This is a genomic window from Pseudomonas sp. B21-040, from assembly GCF_024748695.1.
In the GTDB taxonomy this organism is placed as follows: Bacteria; Pseudomonadota; Gammaproteobacteria; order Pseudomonadales; family Pseudomonadaceae; genus Aquipseudomonas.
Map to the genome: position 1 here is coordinate 46,831 of NZ_CP087176.1, position 20,022 is coordinate 66,852.

Here is a 20,022-nt window from a genome sequence, read left to right on the forward strand (position 1 = left end):
CAGCTTTTTTTGCAAATAAAAATCAACAAAAACAATTAGTTATAAAGTTTGTGCAAATCGATTGCGACGCATCCTGCACGATGACCCCGGCAGGGTCGTGCGAATTGCACGATAGATTCACCGCCGCTTTGATTATTTTTGAATTGAGCGACCAGCGCAGATGTCAGAGAGGGAGGCGGGCATTCGCCTGGAACCCGATGTTTGGGTAAAAAACCAGACTATTCAGTGGATTAGGCAAGGTGACAGTAGATAGCTACCCTGCCAGTGCTGGAATGGATCAGAATCGACCATGCAACTTGCCCGATTTATCCGGGACTAACCAAGATAATCACTAAAGGAGCGTAGGAACATGGAATCAGCCACTGTGCATCAAGGCCGCATTCTGCTGGTGGACGATGAGTCCGCGATCCTGCGAACCTTCCGTTACTGCCTCGAAGATGAAGGCTATAGCGTCTCCACCGCGACCAGCGCGGCCCAGGCCGACGCCTTGTTGCAGCGTCAGGTGTTCGATCTTTGCTTCCTTGATTTGCGCCTCGGTGAGGACAATGGCCTGGATGTCCTGGCGCAAATGCGCATCCAGGCGCCATGGATGCGGGTGGTGATCGTCACTGCGCACTCAGCCGTGGACACTGCAGTCGATGCGATTCAGGCAGGGGCTGCCGACTACCTCGTCAAGCCGTGCAGCCCCGATCAATTGCGCCTGGCCACCGCCAAGCAATTGGAAGTGCGGCAGCTGTCCGCTCGCCTGGAGGCCCTTGAGGGGGAGGTGCGTAAACCCAAGGATGGTCTGGATTCCCACAGCCCGGCCATGAAGGTGGTGCTCGAAACCGCCCGCCAGGTCGCCAACACGGATGCCAATATTCTGATTCTGGGGGAGTCCGGCACCGGTAAGGGAGAACTGTCCCAGGCCATCCACGGCTGGAGCAAGCGTCAGAAAAAGTCCTGCATCACGATCAATTGCCCGTCCTTGACCGCCGAACTTATGGAAAGCGAACTTTTCGGTCACAGTCGTGGCGCCTTTACCGGTGCCAGCGAAAGCACGTTGGGGCGCGTCAATCAGGCTGACGGTGGCACGCTGTTTCTCGACGAGATCGGCGATTTTCCGTTGGTTTTACAACCCAAACTGTTGCGATTCATTCAGGACAAGGAATACGAGCGGGTGGGCGACCCGGTGACCCGCCGCGCCGATGTGCGCATTCTCGCGGCGACTAACCAGAACCTTGAAGACATGGTGCGCGACGGCCGATTCCGCGAAGACTTGCTCTATCGCCTGAACGTGATCACGTTGCACCTGCCGCCGCTGCGCGAACGCCGTGAAGACATCCTGACGCTGGCCGACCGTTTCCTGGCCCGTTTCGTCAAGGAATACGCGCGCCCGGCCCGGGCCTTCAGCGATGAGGCCCGCGAGGCGTTGCTGGGTTATCGCTGGCCCGGCAACATCCGCGAACTACGCAACGTGGTGGAGCGGGCAAGCATCATCTGTCCGCAAGAACGAGTCGAAATCAGCCATTTGGGCATGGCCGAAGCGCCGGTCAACAATGCGCCACGCATCGGTGCGGCGTTGAGCCTGGATGAACTGGAAAAAGCCCACATCGGTGCAGTGCTCGCCACGGCGGATACACTGGATCAGGCAGCCAAGACACTGGGTATTGATGCCTCGACCCTGTACCGCAAACGCAAGCAGTACAACTTGTGAGCTGCTGACCGATGAGACTGGCGATGAAGCTGCGTACTCGGCTGTTTTTGAGTATTTCTGCACTGATCACCGTGGCGCTGCTGGGGCTGTTGCTCGGACTGGTCAGCGTGATGCAGATGGCCGGCTCTCAGGAAGTGCTTGTTCGCGACAACTTCGTCACCCTGGACCTGGGACTCAAACTACGCCAGGCCTTGGGCGATCAATTGATGGTCATGGTCAGCGAGAAGCCTGATGCCGAAAAATTCGAGGCGGCCAGAAAGCACTATATGGAATTGCTCGAGGAAGGTATCGCGCTCGAGCAATCCGGTAATGGTAGTGAGTACGGGTTCAGGCAGGCCAAGGATGACTATCTCAGTTTTATTCAGGCCTACGACCACGTCACGGATCCCACCAAGGTATTGAATGGCAATGACGTCCTGACGGAAAAATTCAACACCCTGCGCAATGGTCTGCTCACTGAACACAAACGCGCACTGGATAACATCAATGACACCGAGCGCCAGTCCCGGGAGCGCGCGCTGCTGATCGCCGGGCTTCTCGGGTTGGTGGGATTGGCCGTGTTGATCATCGGGTTCGTGACAGCCCATGGGATTGCACGGCGATTCGGGACTCCGATCGAAGCCTTGGCCCAGGCCGCCGATAATATTGGCAGGGGCAATTTCGAGGTGACCCTGCCGATTTCATCCGCCGTGGAAATGAATCTGCTGACCAAGCGTTTCGGGATCATGGCCGAGGCATTGCGTGAACACCAGGCCACCAACGTCGACGAGTTGCTCGCCGGTCAACAACGCCTGCAAGCTGTACTCGACAGCATCGACGATGGCTTGTTGATGATCGATCGCGAAGGTCATCTTGAACACCTCAATCCGGTGGCTCAGCGCCAGTTGGGTTGGGAAACCGATCGTCTCGGCCAAGGGCTGGGCGCAGCCCTCGAACGTCCCGAGCTGGATGAACAGCTGCAACTGGTGCTGCGAGGTGGAACGCTGGAGCGTGCACCGGAAGACTTGAGCATCGAGGTCGATGGCGAGTCGAGGTTGCTGACCTACAGCCTGACGCCGGTCAGCCATACCCAAGGTCACATCCTTGGTGCGGTGATGGTGTTGCATGACGTGACCGAACAGCGTGCGTTTGAACGGGTGCGCAGCGAGTTTGTCCTGCGTGCGTCCCATGAGTTGCGAACGCCGGTCACCGGCATGCACATGGCCTTTGGTCTGTTTCGCGAGCGGGCGAAATTTGCGCAGGATTCGCGCGAAGCCGACTTGCTGGATACCGTGAATGAAGAAATGCAGCGCTTGATGCAATTGATCAACGACCTGCTGAATTTCTCTCGCTACCAGAACGGATTGCAGAAACTGACTTTGGCACCATGTTCCATCGAGGATCTACTGTCGCAGGCTCAGGCGCGTTTTGCCGAAGCCGCAGCAGAGCAGGGGATTGAATTGCGGGTTGAAGTACAGGGGCCGCTGCCCCGACTGCAGGCCGATCAACCGCAATTGGATCGGGTGCTCGACAACTTGATCGACAATGCTTTGCGCCATACCGCACGGGAAGGGCTGATTCGGTTGCAGGCCCGGCGCCACGGCGAGCGGGTGATTATCAGTGTCGAGGACAACGGCGAAGGAATCGCCTATGGCCAGCAAGGGCGGATTTTCGAGCCCTTTGTCCAGGTCGGCCGCAAGAAGGGCGGGGCCGGGTTGGGTTTGGCACTGTGCAAGGAAATCGTGCAGTTGCATGGTGGGCGGATGGGCGTCTATTCACGGCCGGGGCAGGGCACTCAGTTCTACATGGCGCTGGCGGTGTAAGTTGTTTTCACGGTTCGTCGTTCATGCGTCGGCCCGACATTCGGCGCCCACGGGTGATCAGTTCAATGAACTGCACGGCGCTCAAGGCATGAGCGAATAGCCAGCCCTGACCGAATTTCACCCCTTCGCTGCTTAGAAACGCCGCCTGGGCTTCATGCTCGATGCCTTCGGCGATCACCCTGAGTTGCAGCGCTTGTGCCATGTGAATGATATGCGGTGCCACGCCGCTGCTGGCGGCGTCATGGCCCAGGGCGTCGATAAACGCCTTGTCGATCTTCAGGCAGTCCACCGGCAGGGTTTGCAGGTACGCGAGGCTGCAATAGCCGGTGCCAAAGTCATCAATCAGCACTTGATGCCCGACATCGCGCAACGCTTGCAGGTTTTCCCTGGCCACCACCACGTCAATCAAACCCCGTTCGGTCACCTCGAAGGCAATCTGTTTGGCAGCGACGCGGTGTAGCGACAGCAGGCGGGCCATCACCTGGCCGATACGTGGCACCATCACATCGCATGCCGCCAGGTTAACCGAGATGTACAACTGCGGGTTGGCGCGTAGCAATTGACCCAGTTGCTCGAGCAGGCGCTGCAGGACGAAATCGGTCATCTGCCGGATCTGGCCAGTGTTTTCCGCCATCGGAATAAACAGATCGGGGCTGGTCAGTGAGCCGTCGGGCCTTCGCCAGCGCAGCAACGCTTCGGCACCGACACAATTGCGGCTGTCGAGATCGAAGATCGGTTGGTACAACACCTGCAGCTCGCCCCGCCGTATGGCTCCGTGTAGCTCGGCGTCCAGCGACTGGCGCTGACGCACCAGTAGAAACACCAGAAAACCGACAATAATGCCCAACACGAGACTGGCAGGAAGAAGCCACCACCACACCGCCGGCACGTGCATGCCGGTGCGCGGTGTGATCAGGACCAATTGGTATTCCGGATTGTCGGTCGGCATGCGGTAAATCAAACGAGTTTGCGTGACTTGCAGTGCGTCGCGGCTTTTGGGGGTCCAGGATTCCGTCGGCGGCCAGACCTGGGCGGCACCCAGGACGGGAATGGCGCGAGTACCGTGGTCCAGCACCACCAGCAAACTGCTACCGGGCGACAAGTCGACCATGTCCGTCAAATGCCCGCGAGACGTCGCCACCCGGAAATTGCCCCTGCCAAGCATCAGCGCGGCCCGGTTTTCATCGGGCTCTGTCGTGGTATTCAGCCAGTAGCTGTAGGTGGGGCCTCTGATATCGGGAGGTCGCAGGCGCGAAAGGCCTTCCTGGCGAGGACGGTTGGAGCACAGGCGTGACGCATCGATGTAGGCCGCTTCGTAGACAAAGCGGTAATTGAAACTGACCTGTTGCAAGGTCGCGATCATTTCATCATCGCAGCCTCTCAGCGGCTGGGCTTCCAGGTCGTCGAGGCTTTCGCGCAGCTGCCCGAACAGCTGTTCCAGGCGGGCGAGGAAGCGTTCGCCCTGAGCATTCATTTCCTCGCTTTCGCTCTGTTCGACTTGATGCATCGCCACGAACAGGCTGCCGGCCATCAAAATAGCTGCACTCAGGACAGCAGCTAGCATCGCCAAAAACCAGGGGCGATAGAACCAGCTACGGAGTGTCTCTCGAGCTACAGCCATCATAGATATCCGAAGAATTACCAATGAGTTATAGCTGCTGATGGGGAAAAAGCTCTTACCGTCGGACGGGTGCCATTATTTTGTCTGATTCAAGACTTGCAGGAGCGCCGCGGTTTCAGCGTCCGGGGTGCCATCGAAACGGGAGGGGCGGAAATGCATCTGAAAAGCCGCCAGTACCTGACGCGTCGCTACGTCCAGCTCACCGGTTTGTGGCGTGGCATATCCCAGCGTTGCCAGTTGCCCCTGAAACCAGCTGATGCTCGGCAGTTGTGCGGCAAACCGTACTTGCTGGCGCGCAACGGCCTGTTGGTTTGGCCAGATACCAAGGCCTTCGGCGGCCAGGCGTTTCCAGGGGAACAGCGGACCGGGATCGAGCTTGCGCCCCGGCGCAATGTCGCTGTGGCCGATGATGGCGCGGGGATTGATGTGGTAACGCTTGCTGATGTCCTTGAGCAGGACGATCAACGATTGCACTTGATCTTCGCTGTAGGGGTACCACTGGCGCCCGGTGGGAGTGTCTTTGAAGCCAGGGTTGACGATCTCGATGCCGATGGAGCTGGAGTTCAGCCACGTCCGGCCTTGCCATTCGCTTTCACCCGCATGCCAGGCGCGATAATTTTCATCCATCAGCTTATAGATGGTGGCGCCCTTGTCGTCGCCAATCAGGTAATGACTGCTGACTTCACCATGGGTCAGCAACTGCAGTGAGCGCTCTAGCGAGGCGTTGGTGTAATGCACCACCACGAACTGGATACGGCTGTCGTAATTGGCCGAAGGATGGCTGGTGTCGATCCGGGGACCGCTGGCGCAACCGGCCAACAGCAACGACACAATGAGAGCTAGATATTTCATGGCAAGAGACAGTACACACAAGACAGTAATGCAACAGTGTAACGTACTGCCTTGTGTGCCGACGGCAAATGCTCGGTTTTAAACAAAATGGAACAATTGGCCGTTAGCCGGCCTCCACACGATTGCGCCCGGCGTTTTTCGCACGATACAGCGCCTGATCGGCTCTTTTCAGCGCCATATCGCTATGTTCGCCGGGTTTGAATGCTGTAAGCCCCATCGAAATAGTGATGGTGACTCGCTCACCTTTGAAGTGGAAAGGGCAGGCTTCGATCGCGGCGCGCAAGGTTTCCAACAGTTTTGCACCGACTGCTGGCACCGTGCCGGGCATCATGAGAACGAACTCCTCGCCGCCAAACCGTGCGATGAAATCAGTCCCGCGCAGTCGCTTGCGCAGCACGTTGGCGATGATTTTCAGCACCTTGTCGCCGGCCAGATGGCCATAGTTGTCGTTGATGCTTTTGAAATGATCGAGATCAAGCATGGCCAGCAGCAAGGTATTGCCGTGCCGCTGCCACTGGCCGATTTCGTGCTCCAGGCGTTCGCTCCAGGCGGCGCGATTGGGCAGGCCAGTGAGCGGGTCGATCAAGGCCTTCTGGCGCTGTTCTTCAAGGTGTTCACGGTAACCCAGCGCTTCCTGTTCCATGTGCGCCACCCGTTCGGCCAGGCTGTGTAACCGGGCCGCAACCTCCTGCTCACGCTCGTCGCGTTGTTTCTGGTGATGGTCCATGGTGCCGAGCAGGCCTTCAAGGTGACTCTCCAGTACCTGCTTGAGATCGTCCAGGTCCGCCGCTTCGTGCATGCTGCTTTGCAGGCCATCGACCTGTTCGCGGATTTGCGAATCCATCTGGCGCGCCGCTGAACGGCTGTCCGCGTGTCCTTCGCTAGCGGCCTGCAAGTTACTCTGGAAGGACTCCAGGCGTTCATTGAGTTGCTGTAAATAGACTTCGAATTCGTGTTGACCGCTGTCGTTGATCGCCAGCATCAAGGTCGCCAAATCGTCGAGGATCGGGATCAATTCGTACCAGTTCAAACCGTTTTGAAGGCGATCGCGCATCGCTTCAGCTTGTGGGCGGTGGCGTTCAGGTAACGTCAGGTCCTCGAGAAGACCCAGCAGCGTGTCTTCGATGTGCTTGGCGACGGAGCTATAGGACGGCTCTGGTGAGTCGGGCAAGGCGTAGAGGAAGTGCTCTGGTTCAGTGTGTTCCGTATGGATCAACTCGTCAGGATTGATTGCCGAAGTGGCTGGTGCAAGGACGGGAAGGGCGGGCACTTCCAGGACTTCAATGTCTGACGGCGTGTGTGGTTCTGAAGCGGACGCGCATGGGGTGCCTGGGTGAAGGACGGGCGGGACAAACGCCACCACTTCAGCAGTGACTACCGGTGATGCTTCAATTTCCAGTGGCTCAGGTGCAGCCGCGTCGGGGAGAGGAGCATGTATTGCCGGCTGCTGGGTTGATCGCGTGTCCTCGTTGGGTGTGGGAACGACGGGCGCAATTTCGGTAGCCGTTTCCACAGGCTGCGCAGCCGGTGTGTGCACGGCTTGAGCAACCACTCGCGGAATGTCCTCATCCGCTTCGCGACCGCCGAACAGTCGCTGCAGAAAACCGGGGCGTTCAGGCTCGGCAGGGTTCTCCAATTGGTTCAAGGCTTTGCCTTGCAGGCCGCTCAGTTCACTGAGCAGTAACGGAATCTCACGGGCCTGACTGACTCTTCCATCGAGCCTTTTGGCAAAGCTCTTGAGCGGTCGACTCACTTCCCGGGGCAGCGGCAATGATTGCAGCTGCGTGACCAGCGCGGTCAGTGCGGCGCTGGTTTGATTGACCCGGGTTGCCCGGCGCTGCTCGGAATCGAGTACGGCTTTTTCCAGGCGCGGCAGCAGGGCGGCCAAACCGGCGTCCATGTCATCGGTACGCACGACTTCGCGCATTTCCTTCATGCATTGGTCGACGGCACGGTCCGTACCTTCTGCCGCCAGCGTGCTACGCACCAGCCCACGGCGCAACAGGTCGAGCCGGGCGTCCCAGCGACGTTCGAGCTTTTCCTGTTGTTCGATGTTTTTAAGGTATTTCTCTTTCCAGCGCTGTGTTTCGTCGCTCATTCATGGGATCCGCGAAGGGCAGGACTCAACGCGGGCAATGCATCGGCCGTGAGCGAACCCGGCAGACGAATTTCTACCGCGACCGGCAGGTGATCGGAAATGGGCTGTGCCAAGACCTCGACCTTTTCAAGGGTCAGCGTGGGGCTTAGCAGAATATGGTCCAGGCAGCGCTGTGGGCGCCAGCTGGGGAAGGTCGCTTCCAGTTGCGGCGCGAGCAGGCCGAGGTCGCGCAACGGGGAGTTTTGCAGCAAGTCGCTGGCATGGGTGTTCATGTCGCCCATCAGCACCTGGTGTTTATAGCCGCCAATCAACTCGCGGATATAGGCCAGTTGCATGCTGCGGGCGCGGGCACCGAGCGCAAGGTGCATCATGACCACCACCAGCGCTTCCGGACCTTCGCCGAAACGTACCAGAATCGCCCCGCGACCCTTGGGCCCCGGCAGCGGATGGTCCTCGATCACCCATGGGCGCAGGCGGCTGAGCACGCCATTGCTGTGCTGGCCGAGGCGTCCGAGATTGCGGTTGAGTTGTTGATACCAGTAAGGAAAGGCGCCGAGTTGGGCCAGGTGTTCGACTTGATTGACGTAGCCTGAGCGCAGACTGCCGCCATCGGCTTCCTGCAAGGCGACCAGATCGAAGTCGCCCAGCAGGTTGCCGATTTTTTGCAGATTGTCGGCACGCCCGGTATGCGGCAACACGTGTTGCCAACCCCGGGTCAGATAATGCCGGTACCGCTCGGTACTGATGCCGACCTGGATATTAAAACTGAGCAAGCGCAGACGACTGTCTGCGGGCAAGCCCGTCGACTCCAGATGATGTTCGTTGACCCGTGGATCATGCAGGCCAACGATGCGTTCAGTACCCCATCGGCGCATGGCAGAGGCAGCCCTTAGTTGGCGGCAGCCTTGTTAGCCGCTCGCTCTTTGTCGATCAGTTTGTCGGCCAGTTGCAGGGCTTGCTCGGCACCGCCGGCAGAGCCCACGTCGAAGCGATACTTGCCGTTGACTATCATGGTCGGAACGCCGGAGATTTCGTACTTTTTGGCCAGGTCAGTGGCCTTGACGATCTGGCCCTTGATGGCGAAGGAGTCGAAGGTGGCCAGGAACTTGTCCTTGTCTACGCCCTGAGTGGCCAGGAAGTCTGCCATTTCATTCTTGTCGACCAGCTTCTTGTGTTCTTTCTGAATTGCGTTGAACACCGCAGCGTGAACCTTGTTTTCGACGCCCATGGCTTCAAGGGTCAGGAACATCTGGCCGTGTGCGTTCCACGGACCGCCGAACATGGCCGGAATGCGGACGAAGTTGACGTCGGAAGGCAACTTCTCGACCCATGGATTGATCACTGGCTCAAAAGCGTAGCAGTGCGGGCAGCCATACCAGAACAGCTCGACGACTTCGATCTTGCCAGGCACGGCGACCGGAACCGGATTGCTCAGTTCGACGTAAGGGGCGGCGGGGGCTTCGGCGGCTTGGGCAGTCATGCCGAACAGGCTGGCAGCGACGAATGCGGCGCTGATGATCAGATTACGCATGCTTTACTCCTGGACAATTTTAGTCGCCTCGCGCGACCTGTTTTAAGACAGGTCATGGCGGGCGTGAGTTCTGTAGTGTAACGGCAGCGGCCACAAAAAAGGGCGGCCAAAGCCACCCTTTTTATGCTTGCATCGACGGATTAATCGAGCGTTAACGTTGCAGGAGGTGTCCATCGCTCGCAACGCTCGATCAACCGGCCTTAGTGCAGGCCTTGAATGTAACTGGACACTGCCGCGATGTCTTCGTCGCTCAGCTTTTTGGAGATGCTCTGCATCGGCTTGGTGTCGCCATCGTTGGTGCGTCCGCCTTCTTCCTTGCGGAAGTCGGTCAGTTGCTTGGCGACGTATTGAGCGTGCTGACCGCCCAGGTGCGGGAAGCCGGCAGCGGCGTTACCCGCGCCATTTGGCGAGTGGCAACCGGTGCAGGATGGCATGCCCTTGGCCAGGTCGCCGCCACGGAACAGGGCTTCACCGCGAGAAACGACTTTCGGGTCGGCGGCGCCAACGCTGCCTTTCTGGCTGGCGAAGTAGGCGGCGATATCGGCCAGGTCCTGGTCGCTCAGGTTGGTCAGCAGGCCGGTCATTTCCAGAACGGTGCGCTTGCCCGACTTGATGTCGTGCAGTTGCTTGGTCAGGTAGCGTTCACCTTGCCCGGCCAGTTTTGGAAAGTTAGGCGCCATGCTGTTGCCATCCGGGCCGTGGCAGGCGCCACAGACGGCGGCTTTTGCCTGGCCGGCTTTTGCGTCACCGGGCTGTACTGCACCATCTGCAGCATGGGCAATGCCAGAGATCCCCACGGTCAACAGCAGACTCACGATCAGTTTGTTCATCAGCTAATCCAACTACGGCTAAGGGTTAAAGAGTTATGGACCGGGATCACTCGCTCATCCACTGGATGATGGCCTGGTAATCCTCGGCACTGCAGTCCATGCACAAACCACGCGGCGGCATCGCCTTGAAACCCTGGGTCACGTGTTGCACCAGCGTCTCCATACCTTTCGCCAACCTCGGCGTCCAAGCTTCCTGATCGCCTTTTTGGGGCGCCATGGGTAGTTGGCCGGAATGACAGGCACCACAAACACGGTTGTACACAGCTTCCGGATCCTGTGTAGCCTGAGCGCTGTAAAGCGGTATCAAGACACCGGCAGCTAGCAGCCATTTCGTCATAAAACGACCTTTTCAGGGTTGAGAGCGTGCTGCGTTCTAGTGCGCAATCATGGTCAATCGCTCTCGTGAACTTCATCCTTCGCTGGGACAAAGCGCACACAAAATCTGCGGCATTATATACTGGCGTCACTGAAACGGAAACGACACCGCTTGCCGCGTCCATTCCCGGCGCCGCCCACATCGGAAATCCCATGCAACTCAAGAATCCCATCCTCGGCCTGTGCCAACAGTCCACCTTCATGCTCAGCGCTGCCAAAGTCGATCAATGCCCGGACGATGAAGGCTTTGAAGTGGCCTTTGCGGGCCGTTCCAACGCCGGCAAGTCCAGCGCGTTGAACACGCTGACGCACGCCAGTCTTGCGCGAACCTCGAAAACTCCGGGGCGCACGCAGCTCTTGAACTTCTTCAAGCTAGACGATGATCGTCGTCTGGTCGACCTGCCGGGTTACGGTTATGCAAAAGTACCTATCCCGTTGAAGCTGCACTGGCAGCGTCACCTGGAAGCCTATCTGGGTGGTCGCGAGAGTTTGAAAGGTCTGATTTTGATGATGGACATTCGTCATCCAATGACCGACTTCGACTTGTTGATGCTCGATTGGGCCGTCGCCAGCGGTATGCCAATGCACATTTTGCTGACCAAAGCCGACAAACTGACTTACGGAGCGGCAAAAAACGTCCTGCTCAAAGTGCAGGCAGATATTCGTAAGGGCTGGGGGGATGCGGTCAGTATTCAGCTTTTTTCCGCGCCAAAACGTCTGGGCCTGGAAGACGCCTACACTGTATTGGCAGGCTGGATGGAGCTGGCGGACAAGGGTTCCGAGGCCGCCGAATAAGGCTTTTAAGCAAATTCAGGGCAAAAAAAACCCCGGACTTCTATGGGGAGGGGGAAGTTCCGGGGTCCAAGTTCCGGACCGCTAGGGCGGGGTCCAGATATCTGCCAACACTTAACACAACATAGGAGCATCGAAGGGCTTCACCAGCCATTCAGTTACTCTGAGTGGTGGTTGATGGATAAGTTCCGAAGAAGTTCCAAACCCATTAGAAATAAGCCCCAGCATTTTTCGAAATAAGGCTCCTGGCCTTTTTCTGCCGCGGCGCCTATGCCGCAGCAGAAAACGCCTTTCAGACGGCTCAGTGAGCCTCATCCCAGTTATTTCCGACCCCAACCTCTACCAGTAGCGGCACATCCAGCTTCGCCGCGTCGCTCATGTGGATGCGAATTTCCTCACGCACCTGATCGACCAGATCTTCACGCACCTCCAGCACCAATTCATCGTGCACCTGCAAAATGACTTTGGCGTCGAGGCCTGACGAGGTCAGCCAGTTGTCCACGGCTACCATGGCTTTCTTGATGATGTCGGCCGCCGTGCCTTGCATCGGGGCATTGATCGCCGTGCGTTCGGCGCCTTTGCGCAGGGCCGGGTTTTTCGCGTTGATTTCCGGCAGGTACAGACGACGACCGAAGATCGTCTCCACGAAACCTTGCTCGGCCGCCTGGGCGCGAGTGCGTTCCATGTATTGCAGCACGCCTGGGTAACGGGCGAAGTAGCGATCGATGTACGCCTGAGACTGTTTGCGATCTACACCGATCTGCTTGGCCAGGCCAAACGCGCTCATGCCGTAGATCAAGCCGAAGTTGATCGCCTTGGCGCTGCGACGTTGATCAGTGGTCACGTCCGCCAGTTCAACGCCGAAGACTTCGGCGGCGGTGGCCTTGTGCACGTCCAGATTATTGCGGAAGGCATGCAGCAGGCCTTCGTCTTTGGCCAGGTGGGCCATGATTCGCAGTTCGATCTGCGAATAGTCCGCCGCCAGTAGCTTGTAGCCGGTTGGTGCAACAAACGCCTGACGAATTCGACGCCCTTCGGCGGTACGGATCGGAATGTTTTGCAGGTTGGGATCGCTGGACGACAAGCGCCCGGTCGCGGCCACGGCCTGGTGATAAGAGGTGTGAATCCGCCCTGTGCGCGGGTTGATCTGCTCCGGCAGACGATCGGTGTAGGTGCTTTTCAGCTTGCTCATCGAGCGGTATTGCATCAGCACTTTGGGCAGCGGGAAATCCTGCTCGGCCAGTTCTGCCAATACGGCTTCGGCGGTGGAGGCCTGGCCCTTGGCCGTTTTACTGAGGACCGGCAGGCCGAGTTTTTCGTACAGGATCACGCCCAATTGCTTCGGTGAACCGAGGTTGAATTCCTCGCCGGCGATGGCAAACGCCTCACGCTCGAGAGCGACCATTTTCTCGCCCAGTTCAACACTTTGGATACCCAGCAGGTTGGCGTCGACCAGCGCGCCCTGGCGCTCGATCCGTGCCAGCACGGGCACCAGCGGCATTTCGATTTCGCTCAGGACTTTGCTCAGGCTCGGGATGGCATTGAGTTTTTCTTGCAGGGTTTGATGCAGGCGCAGCGTCACATCGGCGTCTTCGGCGGCGTAAGGGCCGGCCAGTTCCAGAGAGATCTGGTCAAACGTCAGCTGCTTGGCACCTTTGCCGGCGATGTCCTGAAAACTGGTGGTGGTGTGATTCAGGTACTTGAGCGCCAGGCTGTCCATGTCGTGACGGGTCGCCGTGGAGTCCAGTACGTAGGATTCGAGCATGGTGTCGAACGCGATGCCCCGCACGGTAATGCCGCAGTCCTGATCGCCGCCGATGGCGCAGTTGGCGAGGATGTTCATGTCGAACTTGGCGTGCTGGCCAACCTTGAGCTTGTTCGGGTCTTCCAGCATCGGTTTCAGCGCGCGAAGCACGGTGTCGCGGTCCAGTTGATCCGGCACACCCATGTAGGAATGGGTCAACGGAATGTAGGCCGCTTCGTTGGCTTGTACAGCGAACGACAGGCCAACCAGTTGCGCCTGCTGCGCATCGATGCCGGTGGTTTCGGTGTCGAAGGCGATCAGCTTGGCGTCGTTGAGCTTTTTCAGCCACAGGTCGAAAACCGCCTGGGTGAGGATCGTCGTGTATTTGAGTTCTGTCTCGGCGGCAACTTCTTCAGCCACCGGAGCGGTGACTTCCTGCCCGGAACGCTTGGCGTCGCGCTGGTTGTCTTCGAACCAGCTCTTGAACTCCAGCAGGGTGTAGAGCTCGGCGAGTTTGTCGTGATCCGGTTTGCCCATTTGCAGGTCATCAAGGCCGATGTCCAGCGGTACGTCGATCTTGATGGTTGCCAGTTGATAGGAGAGAAACGCCATCTCCTTGTGTTCTTCGAGCTTGGCCGGCAGGGTTTTGGCCCCGCGAATCGGTAGGGTCGGGACGATATCGAGCTGCGCATACAGCTCGGTCAGGCCGCCATTCACGCCCACCAACAGGCCGGAAGCGGTCTTCGGGCCAATACCCGGAACGCCCGGGATGTTGTCGGAAGAGTCGCCCATCAATGCCAGGTAATCGATGATCTGCTCGGGAGCGACGCCGAATTTCTCCTTCACGCCCTCCACGTCCATGCTGCTACCGGTCATGGTATTGACCAAGGTAATGTGGCCATCGACCAGTTGCGCCATGTCCTTGTCGCCGGTGGAGATGATCACCGGGCGATCGGCCGCTGCGCTGCTGCGCGCCAGGGTGCCGATCACGTCATCGGCCTCGACGCCTTCGACGCACAACAGTGGGAAGCCCAGGGCGATCACGCTCTGGTGCAGCGGCTCGATTTGCACGCGCATGTCGTCGGGCATGCTTGGACGATTAGCCTTGTATTCGGCGTACATGTCATCGCGAAACGTCCCACCCTTGGCATCGAACACCACGGCGAACGGACTGTCCGGGTATTGCTTGCGCAGGCTCTTGAGCATGTTCAATACGCCCTTGACCGCTCCGGTCGGCAGGCCTTTGGACGTGGTCAGCGGTGGCAGCGCGTGAAAGGCGCGGTACAGGTAAGAAGAACCGTCCACCAGGACGAGGGGGGCTTGGCTCATGAGCAGGATCAACCTTTTCGGCGGGTCCGGCGCTAGAATAGCGGGACCGTTGACGACAAAGGGACAAGGTTATCATGCGCACACTAAATCGCCTGTTGCTGGCTGGCTTGTTTGCAATCACACCGATAGCCGTCATGGCGGCGGACGATGCGCCGACACCGGAACCGGAAGTGACCATCCACACGGAAGGGGACAAGGTCATCCAGGAGTACCGTCAAAACGGTTTCCTGTACGCGATCAAGGTCACGCCGAAGGGCGCGCCGCCGTATTTTCTGGTACGCGCCGATGGAACAGATGCAAACTTCATCCGCTCGGATCAGCCGGATATGCTGATTCCGTCGTGGAAAATCTTTGAGTGGAAGTAGTTTCTTAATTTCAATCGGCGCTGGCTCACGAGCGGCGCCCGTACTGGCAGTTTAAACATGTCTGTGTTCACCCCCCTGGCTCGGCCCGAGCTGGAAGCTTTTCTCGCCCCTTATGGCCTCGGCCGCCTGCTTGATTTCCAGGGGATTGCTGCCGGTAGCGAAAACACCAATTTCTTTATCAGCCTGGAGCAGGGCGAGTTCGTCCTGACTCTGGTCGAGCGCGGTCCGGTTGATGAAATGCCGTTTTTCATCGAACTGCTCGACGTTCTGCATGAAGCTGATTTGCCGGTGCCTTACGCGCTGCGTACCACCGACGGCATTGCCTTGCGTGAATTGGCTGGCAAGCCTGCGCTGCTGCAGCCGCGCCTGGCCGGCAAGCACATCAAGCAAGCCAACGCACAACATTGCGCGCAGGTCGGTGAACTGCTCGGCCATCTGCACCTGGCCACCCAGGCCAACATGATCAAGCGCAAAACCGATCGTGGCCTGGACTGGATGCTGGAGGAGGGCACGCAGTTTCTCTCTCATCTGGATGCCGAACAGCGTGAACTGCTGCAGCGGGCGCTGGACGAAATCACACAGCAGAAAGAGAAAATTCTGGCGCTGCCGCGGGCCAATATCCATGCAGACCTGTTCCGCGACAACGCGATGTTCGAAGGCACGCACCTGACCGGGTTGATCGACTTCTACAACGCTTGTTCCGGGCCGATGCTCTACGACGTGGCGATTGCCTTGAACGACTGGTGTTCCAATGAGGGCGGTTTGATCGACGGGCCAAGGGCGAGGGCATTGCTGGGGGCTTATGCGGCGTTGCGCCCGTTTACAGCGGCCGAGGCCGAGTTGTGGCCGACGATGCTGCGCGTGGCGTGCGTGCGGTTCTGGTTGTCACGGTTGATTGCCGCAGAGTCTTTCGCCGGGCAGGACGTGCTGATTCACGATCCGATGGAGTTTCAATTGCGCTTGGCGCAGCGGCAGAAAGTCAGCACACCGCTTCCTTTCGCCCTTTAAAAGCTTCGCGAGCAAGCCCGCTCCCACATTGGAACTGCGCCAGCCACAGAATTTGTGTGCACAGGAGATCCAATGTGGGAGCGGGCTTGCTCGCGAATGGGGGCGACACAAATGTCCGGGTTACAACGACTCCAGGCACCCCGCCAAATCATTCCCCAACTTCTCCAGCACCTGCTCATATCCTTGTGCAGTCGCGGGTGTGTATCCGCCCAGCGCATCCAGTTCCGCCAGCTTCACTGGCAACCCGGCCACCAACGTTTCCGCCAGGCGCGGACGCAACGGCGGTTCACTGAACACGCAAGTCTTGCCGACTTCCTGCAATCGCGCGCGCATTGTCGCGACGTGCTGGGCGCCCGGCTGTACTTCGGCAGCGACGCTGAATACGCCAGTGTGCTTGAGGCCGTAAGCGTCTTCGAAGTAGTCGAACGCTTCATGGAATACGAAATACGGCTTGCCCGCGATCCCCGCCAGTCGCGCCTTCAAGCGCAGGTCCAGCGCATCCAGTCGCTCGTCGAACGCTTTCAGGTTGCTTTGATAACGCGCCGCATTGGCCGGATCGGCAGCACTCAGGTCGGCGGCCATTTTTGTGGCGATCACGCGAGCATTGACCGGTGATAACCACAAATGCGCATCCAGCGTGCCTGGGCGGTGATCGTGGTCATGTTCGTCGGCATCTTCGGCGTGAGATTGGCTATCTTCGGCGAAATGTCGAAGATTAAGCCCAGGCAAATCCTGCACGGCGACGCTCGGCAGCGTACGACCGTTAAGCACGCGCGGCAGGAAGCCTTCCATGTCCGGCCCGATCCAGTAAAGCAGATCGACCGATTGCACCTTCCGTACGTCGGAAGGACGCAAGGCATAGTTGTGCGGCGAAGCCCCTGGCGGTAGCAACACTTCCGGAATTGCCAAGCCATCCTGCACCGCAGCGGCAATCAGCTGCAGGGGTTTGATGCTGGTGAGGACTTTGACCTCGGCGTGCGCCGAACCGATCAGCAAAAAACTTGCGACAAATGCGACAAAGATAGAAAAAAGTCGGGACACGATGACCACTCGAAGAGGCGAGAACGGGTAACATAATAACGTCTCTCACAAAACTCGTCGCCGCTCATGCCTAAAACACCGATTGCCAGCCGTCCCCACGACCACTCTCATTGCGTGCATAGCGCATTGTCTGAGGCCGATGCCTTGTGCGCTCGTCAGGGATTGCGCCTGACCGCGTTGCGCCGCCGGGTGCTGGAACTGGTGTGGCAAAGCCACAAGCCGCTGGGTGCGTACGACATTCTCGCGGTGCTCAGTGAGCAGGACGGCCGTCGTGCCGCGCCGCCGACCGTGTATCGCGCGCTGGATTTTCTCCTGGACAACGGCCTCGTACACCGCATCTCCTCGCTGAACGCCTTCGTCGGCTGCAATCATCCGGGGCACGCTCACCAAGGGCAGTTCCTGATTTGCCGCGAATGCCACGCCGCCATTGAACTCGAACAGCAGTCCATCAGTGACGCCATCATTGGTAGCGCCAAGGATGTTGGATTTATTGTCGAAGGCCAGACCGTAGAAGTGGTCGGCCTCTGCTCGGGCTGCCAGGGGGCTTGATGAGCAATGCGCTGATCCGTCTTAAGCAAGTTGCCGTCACGTTTGCCGGGCAACCTGTGCTGGATAACATCGAGCTGAGTGTCGAGCCAGGGCAGATCGTCACCCTGATCGGCCCTAACGGTGCCGGCAAGACTACGTTGGTGCGCGCGGTGCTCGGCCTGTTGAAACCGGACAGTGGCAGCGTCTGGCGCAAGCCGAAACTACGCGTTGGCTACATGCCGCAAAAACTTCATGTCGACCCGACGCTGCCGCTTTCAGTGCTGCGCTTCTTGCGCCTTGTACCGGGCGTGGATCGTGTCATGGCCTTGGCGGCACTGCAGGAAGTCGGCGCCGAGCAGGTCATCGACAGTCCGGTGCAAAGCGTTTCCGGCGGTGAAATGCAGCGCGTGCTGCTGGCCCGAGCCCTGTTGCGCGAGCCGGAATTGCTGGTGCTCGACGAACCGGTGCAAGGCGTCGACGTCGCCGGCCAGGCCGAACTCTATAGCCTGATCACGCGACTGCGCGACCGTCATGGCTGCGGTGTGTTGATGGTTTCCCACGATTTGCACCTGGTAATGAGCACCACCGACCAAGTGGTTTGCCTCAATCGCCACGTCTGCTGCTCCGGCCATCCTGAACAAGTCAGTGGTGATCCGGCGTTCGTCGAGCTGTTCGGCAAGAACGCACAAAGCCTGGCGATTTATCACCACCACCACGACCACGCCCATGATCTGCATGGTTCGGTGGTCACCGCCGCTTCGGCAGCCCAACCCCACGTTCATGGAGATAGCTGCAAGCATGGCTGATTTTCTGCTCTACGCCCTGCTTGCAGGTTTGGCCTTGGCACTGGTGGCGGGCCCGCTGGGTTCGTTCGTGGTCTGGCGGCGCATGGCCTATTTCGGCGACACCTTGTCCCATGCCGCTCTGCTGGGCGTAGCGCTGGGCTTTCTGCTGGATGTCAGCCCGGCCGTTGCGGTCACCGTCGGCTGTCTGCTACTGGCGGTGTTGCTGGTGACGTTGCAACAACGCCAGCCGCTGGCGTCTGACACGCTTTTGGGAATACTCGCACCGAGCACCCTCTCTTTGGGCCTGGTGGTACTAAGCTTCATGCACGAAGTGCGGATCGACCTGATGGCGTATCTGTTCGGCGACTTGCTGGCGATCAGCCCGACCGATCTGGCCTGGATCCTTGGCGGCAGCGCAGCCGTGTTGGCCCTGTTGGTGACGTTGTGGCGGCCGTTGCTGGCAATCACGGTGCATGAAGAACTGGCCAAGGTCGAAGGTTTGCCAGTGGCCTCGCTACGATTGGCCCTGATGCTGCTGATCGCCGTGGTGATCGCGGTGGCGATGAAAATCGTCGGCGTTTTGCTGATTACGTCGCTGTTGATCATCCCGGCGGCTGCGGCACAACGTCACGCCCGGTCGCCGGAGCAGATGGCACTGGGCGCGAGCCTGCTGGGCATGCTCGCGGTCTGTGGCGGGCTGGCGCTGTCGTGGTTCAAGGACACACCGGCAGGCCCATCGATTGTTGTGACGGCTGCCGCACTGTTTCTGCTGAGTTTTGTCCTGCCCCGTCGAGGGGTGTAGACTTGCTCGTTTTTTGCGCAAATAGAGAGTCGCAGGAATGAAGTCGTTCGCCTCCCGTTATCTGCTCCTTGTCGCATTTTCTTTGCTGCTGGGTGCCTGCCAAAGCACGCCACCGGCGGCCCAAGGGGCCACTGATGCGCGGGCTACGGCCATCGCGCAGCTGGAACAAAACATCGCCAGTGATGAATTGGCCACCGCCGAAGACCAGCTGGCGACGTTGCAAGCCGAATCGCCCAACGATCCGTCCCTTGAGCCCTACCAGCGACAACTGGCCGAGGCTTATCTTCGTCGCAGCCAGATCGTGCTGCAAAAAGGCGACGTGAATGCCGCCGCCACCGCTCTGAGCCGTGCCCGTGCCCTGATGCCCAAGGCGCCAGCGCTGACCGGTGGAGTCAACGGCGCAATCACTCAGGCCCGCAAGGCTGAGCTGGATAAAGCCGAAGCGGCTCTCAAGGCTGCCGAAGCCCAGCCAAAGGCCAAAGTCATCGATCCGACGGCTGAAAGCACCACGGTTGCGTTGAATATCTCCGATATGAGCCAGTTACGTCGCCAACTGGATGCTATTGCCGCCGATGTGGTGCATTTTCAATGCGATGTGAGCATTCAGGCGCCGCGCACCGATGATTACCCCTGGCTGGCCACACTGCTGACCAAACGAGTGAAGAAACTGGATTCGGACTTCGATTTGAAGCTGGAGAAACAGATCCTGCGTAACATTCCGGCGCAAATGGTCTTGAGCCCTCGTAAACCTTAGAGGTTTCGCGAGCAGGCTCGCTCCCTCAGGATGATCATCGCTGATCTATGTGGGAGCGAGCCTCCCTGT

Annotated in this window: 18 protein-coding genes; 9 read left to right on the top strand and 9 right to left on the bottom strand. The window is 58.9% G+C overall.

What is annotated here, in order from left to right; genetic code table 11:
* Positions 1-349 precede the first annotated feature (349 nt).
* Positions 350-1,696 carry a sigma-54-dependent response regulator transcription factor AlgB gene (gene algB / locus LOY55_RS00220; protein WP_046031047.1) on the top strand — a complete coding sequence of 449 codons (1,347 nt, stop codon included), beginning with the start codon at positions 350-352 and terminating at the stop codon, positions 1,694-1,696.
* 11 nt (positions 1,697-1,707) lie between these two features.
* Positions 1,708-3,498 (top strand): ATP-binding protein, encoded by a 1,791-nt coding sequence (locus LOY55_RS00225; RefSeq protein WP_046031048.1) that lies wholly within the window; start codon positions 1,708-1,710, stop codon positions 3,496-3,498.
* A gap of 7 nt (positions 3,499-3,505) precedes the next feature.
* Here the strand turns inward: LOY55_RS00225 and LOY55_RS00230 are convergent, their stop codons facing one another.
* The 7 genes from LOY55_RS00230 to LOY55_RS00260 form a co-directional block, all read right to left on the bottom strand.
* Entirely contained in the window at positions 3,506-5,119 is a 1,614-nt protein-coding gene (locus tag LOY55_RS00230; RefSeq protein WP_109786888.1) for an EAL domain-containing protein, read from the bottom strand.
* A gap of 75 nt (positions 5,120-5,194) precedes the next feature.
* Complete coding sequence (locus LOY55_RS00235; RefSeq protein WP_046031050.1) at positions 5,195-5,971, bottom strand: N-acetylmuramoyl-L-alanine amidase; 777 nt, start codon at positions 5,969-5,971, stop codon at positions 5,195-5,197.
* 103 nt (positions 5,972-6,074) lie between these two features.
* Positions 6,075-8,069 carry a GGDEF domain-containing protein gene (locus LOY55_RS00240; protein WP_109786889.1) on the bottom strand — a complete coding sequence of 665 codons (1,995 nt, stop codon included), beginning with the start codon at positions 8,067-8,069 and terminating at the stop codon, positions 6,075-6,077.
* On the bottom strand, positions 8,066-8,944 hold the full coding sequence (locus LOY55_RS00245) for an endonuclease/exonuclease/phosphatase family protein (protein WP_046031052.1): 879 nt from the start codon (positions 8,942-8,944) through the stop codon (positions 8,066-8,068). The genes LOY55_RS00240 and LOY55_RS00245 overlap by 4 nt, the downstream gene beginning before the upstream one ends.
* A 14-nt stretch (positions 8,945-8,958) precedes the next feature.
* The gene (locus tag LOY55_RS00250) at positions 8,959-9,600 is read right to left on the bottom strand and encodes a thiol:disulfide interchange protein DsbA/DsbL (protein ID WP_109786890.1); all 642 of its coding nucleotides are present in this window, start codon (positions 9,598-9,600) and stop codon (positions 8,959-8,961) included.
* 200 nt (positions 9,601-9,800) lie between these two features.
* On the bottom strand, positions 9,801-10,430 hold the full coding sequence (locus LOY55_RS00255) for a cytochrome c (RefSeq protein WP_109786891.1): 630 nt from the start codon (positions 10,428-10,430) through the stop codon (positions 9,801-9,803).
* Positions 10,431-10,476: 46 nt separating this feature from the next.
* The gene (locus tag LOY55_RS00260; RefSeq protein ID WP_046031055.1) at positions 10,477-10,767 is read right to left on the bottom strand and encodes a cytochrome c5 family protein; all 291 of its coding nucleotides are present in this window, start codon (positions 10,765-10,767) and stop codon (positions 10,477-10,479) included.
* Between the two features lie 191 nt (positions 10,768-10,958).
* On the opposite strand from LOY55_RS00260, the gene yihA reads away from it, so the two are divergent.
* Positions 10,959-11,600, top strand: a complete 642-nt coding sequence (gene yihA, locus LOY55_RS00265; RefSeq protein WP_033049579.1) for a ribosome biogenesis GTP-binding protein YihA/YsxC — start codon at positions 10,959-10,961, stop codon at positions 11,598-11,600.
* Between the two features lie 298 nt (positions 11,601-11,898).
* Here the strand turns inward: yihA and polA are convergent, their stop codons facing one another.
* Positions 11,899-14,670, bottom strand: coding sequence for a DNA polymerase I (polA, locus tag LOY55_RS00270; protein ID WP_223523669.1), 2,772 nt, complete (start codon positions 14,668-14,670; stop codon positions 11,899-11,901).
* Between the two features lie 74 nt (positions 14,671-14,744).
* On the opposite strand from polA, the gene LOY55_RS00275 reads away from it, so the two are divergent.
* Together LOY55_RS00275 and LOY55_RS00280 are read left to right on the top strand one after the other, a co-directional pair.
* Positions 14,745-15,035, top strand: a complete 291-nt coding sequence (locus LOY55_RS00275) for a DUF2782 domain-containing protein (protein WP_046031057.1) — start codon at positions 14,745-14,747, stop codon at positions 15,033-15,035.
* A gap of 57 nt (positions 15,036-15,092) precedes the next feature.
* Positions 15,093-16,043: a homoserine kinase gene (locus LOY55_RS00280; protein ID WP_046031058.1), complete on the top strand. Its 951-nt coding sequence runs from the start codon at positions 15,093-15,095 to the stop codon at positions 16,041-16,043.
* Between the two features lie 120 nt (positions 16,044-16,163).
* Here the strand turns inward: LOY55_RS00280 and LOY55_RS00285 are convergent, their stop codons facing one another.
* Positions 16,164-17,084, bottom strand: a complete 921-nt coding sequence (locus LOY55_RS00285; RefSeq protein ID WP_223523667.1) for a zinc ABC transporter substrate-binding protein — start codon at positions 17,082-17,084, stop codon at positions 16,164-16,166.
* 66 nt (positions 17,085-17,150) lie between these two features.
* Here LOY55_RS00285 and zur point away from each other — a divergent pair, with 66 nt between their 5' ends.
* Genes zur through LOY55_RS00305 form a run of 4 tightly spaced genes read left to right on the top strand, consistent with a single transcriptional unit; the run spans position 17,151 to position 19,953 of the window.
* A complete protein-coding gene (zur, locus tag LOY55_RS00290; protein WP_046031059.1) occupies positions 17,151-17,633 on the top strand; it encodes a zinc uptake transcriptional repressor Zur in 483 nt (160 codons plus the stop codon).
* A complete protein-coding gene (gene znuC / locus LOY55_RS00295) occupies positions 17,633-18,418 on the top strand; it encodes a zinc ABC transporter ATP-binding protein ZnuC (protein WP_109786894.1) in 786 nt (261 codons plus the stop codon). Before zur ends, znuC begins: the two co-directional genes overlap by 1 nt.
* Entirely contained in the window at positions 18,411-19,199 is a 789-nt protein-coding gene (gene znuB, locus LOY55_RS00300) for a zinc ABC transporter permease subunit ZnuB (RefSeq protein WP_046031061.1), read from the top strand. Before znuC ends, znuB begins: the two co-directional genes overlap by 8 nt.
* 37 nt (positions 19,200-19,236) lie before the next feature.
* The gene (locus tag LOY55_RS00305) at positions 19,237-19,953 is read left to right on the top strand and encodes a PA5502 family lipoprotein (protein ID WP_223523665.1); all 717 of its coding nucleotides are present in this window, start codon (positions 19,237-19,239) and stop codon (positions 19,951-19,953) included.
* The last annotated feature ends 69 nt before the right edge of the window (positions 19,954-20,022 follow it).

Coding starts and splice junctions, on each gene's coding strand:
- LOY55_RS00260 (WP_046031055.1), bottom strand. CDS start 10,767: ATGACGAAATGGCTGCTAGCTGCCGGTGTCTTGATACCGCTTTACAGC.
- LOY55_RS00305 (WP_223523665.1), top strand. CDS start 19,237: ATGAAGTCGTTCGCCTCCCGTTATCTGCTCCTTGTCGCATTTTCTTTG.
- zur (WP_046031059.1), top strand. CDS start 17,151: ATGCCTAAAACACCGATTGCCAGCCGTCCCCACGACCACTCTCATTGC.
- znuC (WP_109786894.1), top strand. CDS start 17,633: ATGAGCAATGCGCTGATCCGTCTTAAGCAAGTTGCCGTCACGTTTGCC.
- LOY55_RS00235 (WP_046031050.1), bottom strand. CDS start 5,971: ATGAAATATCTAGCTCTCATTGTGTCGTTGCTGTTGGCCGGTTGCGCC.
- LOY55_RS00280 (WP_046031058.1), top strand. CDS start 15,093: ATGTCTGTGTTCACCCCCCTGGCTCGGCCCGAGCTGGAAGCTTTTCTC.
- LOY55_RS00275 (WP_046031057.1), top strand. CDS start 14,745: ATGCGCACACTAAATCGCCTGTTGCTGGCTGGCTTGTTTGCAATCACA.
- algB (WP_046031047.1), top strand. CDS start 350: ATGGAATCAGCCACTGTGCATCAAGGCCGCATTCTGCTGGTGGACGAT.
- LOY55_RS00250 (WP_109786890.1), bottom strand. CDS start 9,600: ATGCGTAATCTGATCATCAGCGCCGCATTCGTCGCTGCCAGCCTGTTC.
- LOY55_RS00230 (WP_109786888.1), bottom strand. CDS start 5,119: ATGGCTGTAGCTCGAGAGACACTCCGTAGCTGGTTCTATCGCCCCTGG.
- LOY55_RS00225 (WP_046031048.1), top strand. CDS start 1,708: ATGAGACTGGCGATGAAGCTGCGTACTCGGCTGTTTTTGAGTATTTCT.
- LOY55_RS00255 (WP_109786891.1), bottom strand. CDS start 10,430: ATGAACAAACTGATCGTGAGTCTGCTGTTGACCGTGGGGATCTCTGGC.
- polA (WP_223523669.1), bottom strand. CDS start 14,670: ATGAGCCAAGCCCCCCTCGTCCTGGTGGACGGTTCTTCTTACCTGTAC.
- znuB (WP_046031061.1), top strand. CDS start 18,411: ATGGCTGATTTTCTGCTCTACGCCCTGCTTGCAGGTTTGGCCTTGGCA.
- LOY55_RS00245 (WP_046031052.1), bottom strand. CDS start 8,944: ATGCGCCGATGGGGTACTGAACGCATCGTTGGCCTGCATGATCCACGG.
- yihA (WP_033049579.1), top strand. CDS start 10,959: ATGCAACTCAAGAATCCCATCCTCGGCCTGTGCCAACAGTCCACCTTC.
- LOY55_RS00240 (WP_109786889.1), bottom strand. CDS start 8,069: ATGAGCGACGAAACACAGCGCTGGAAAGAGAAATACCTTAAAAACATC.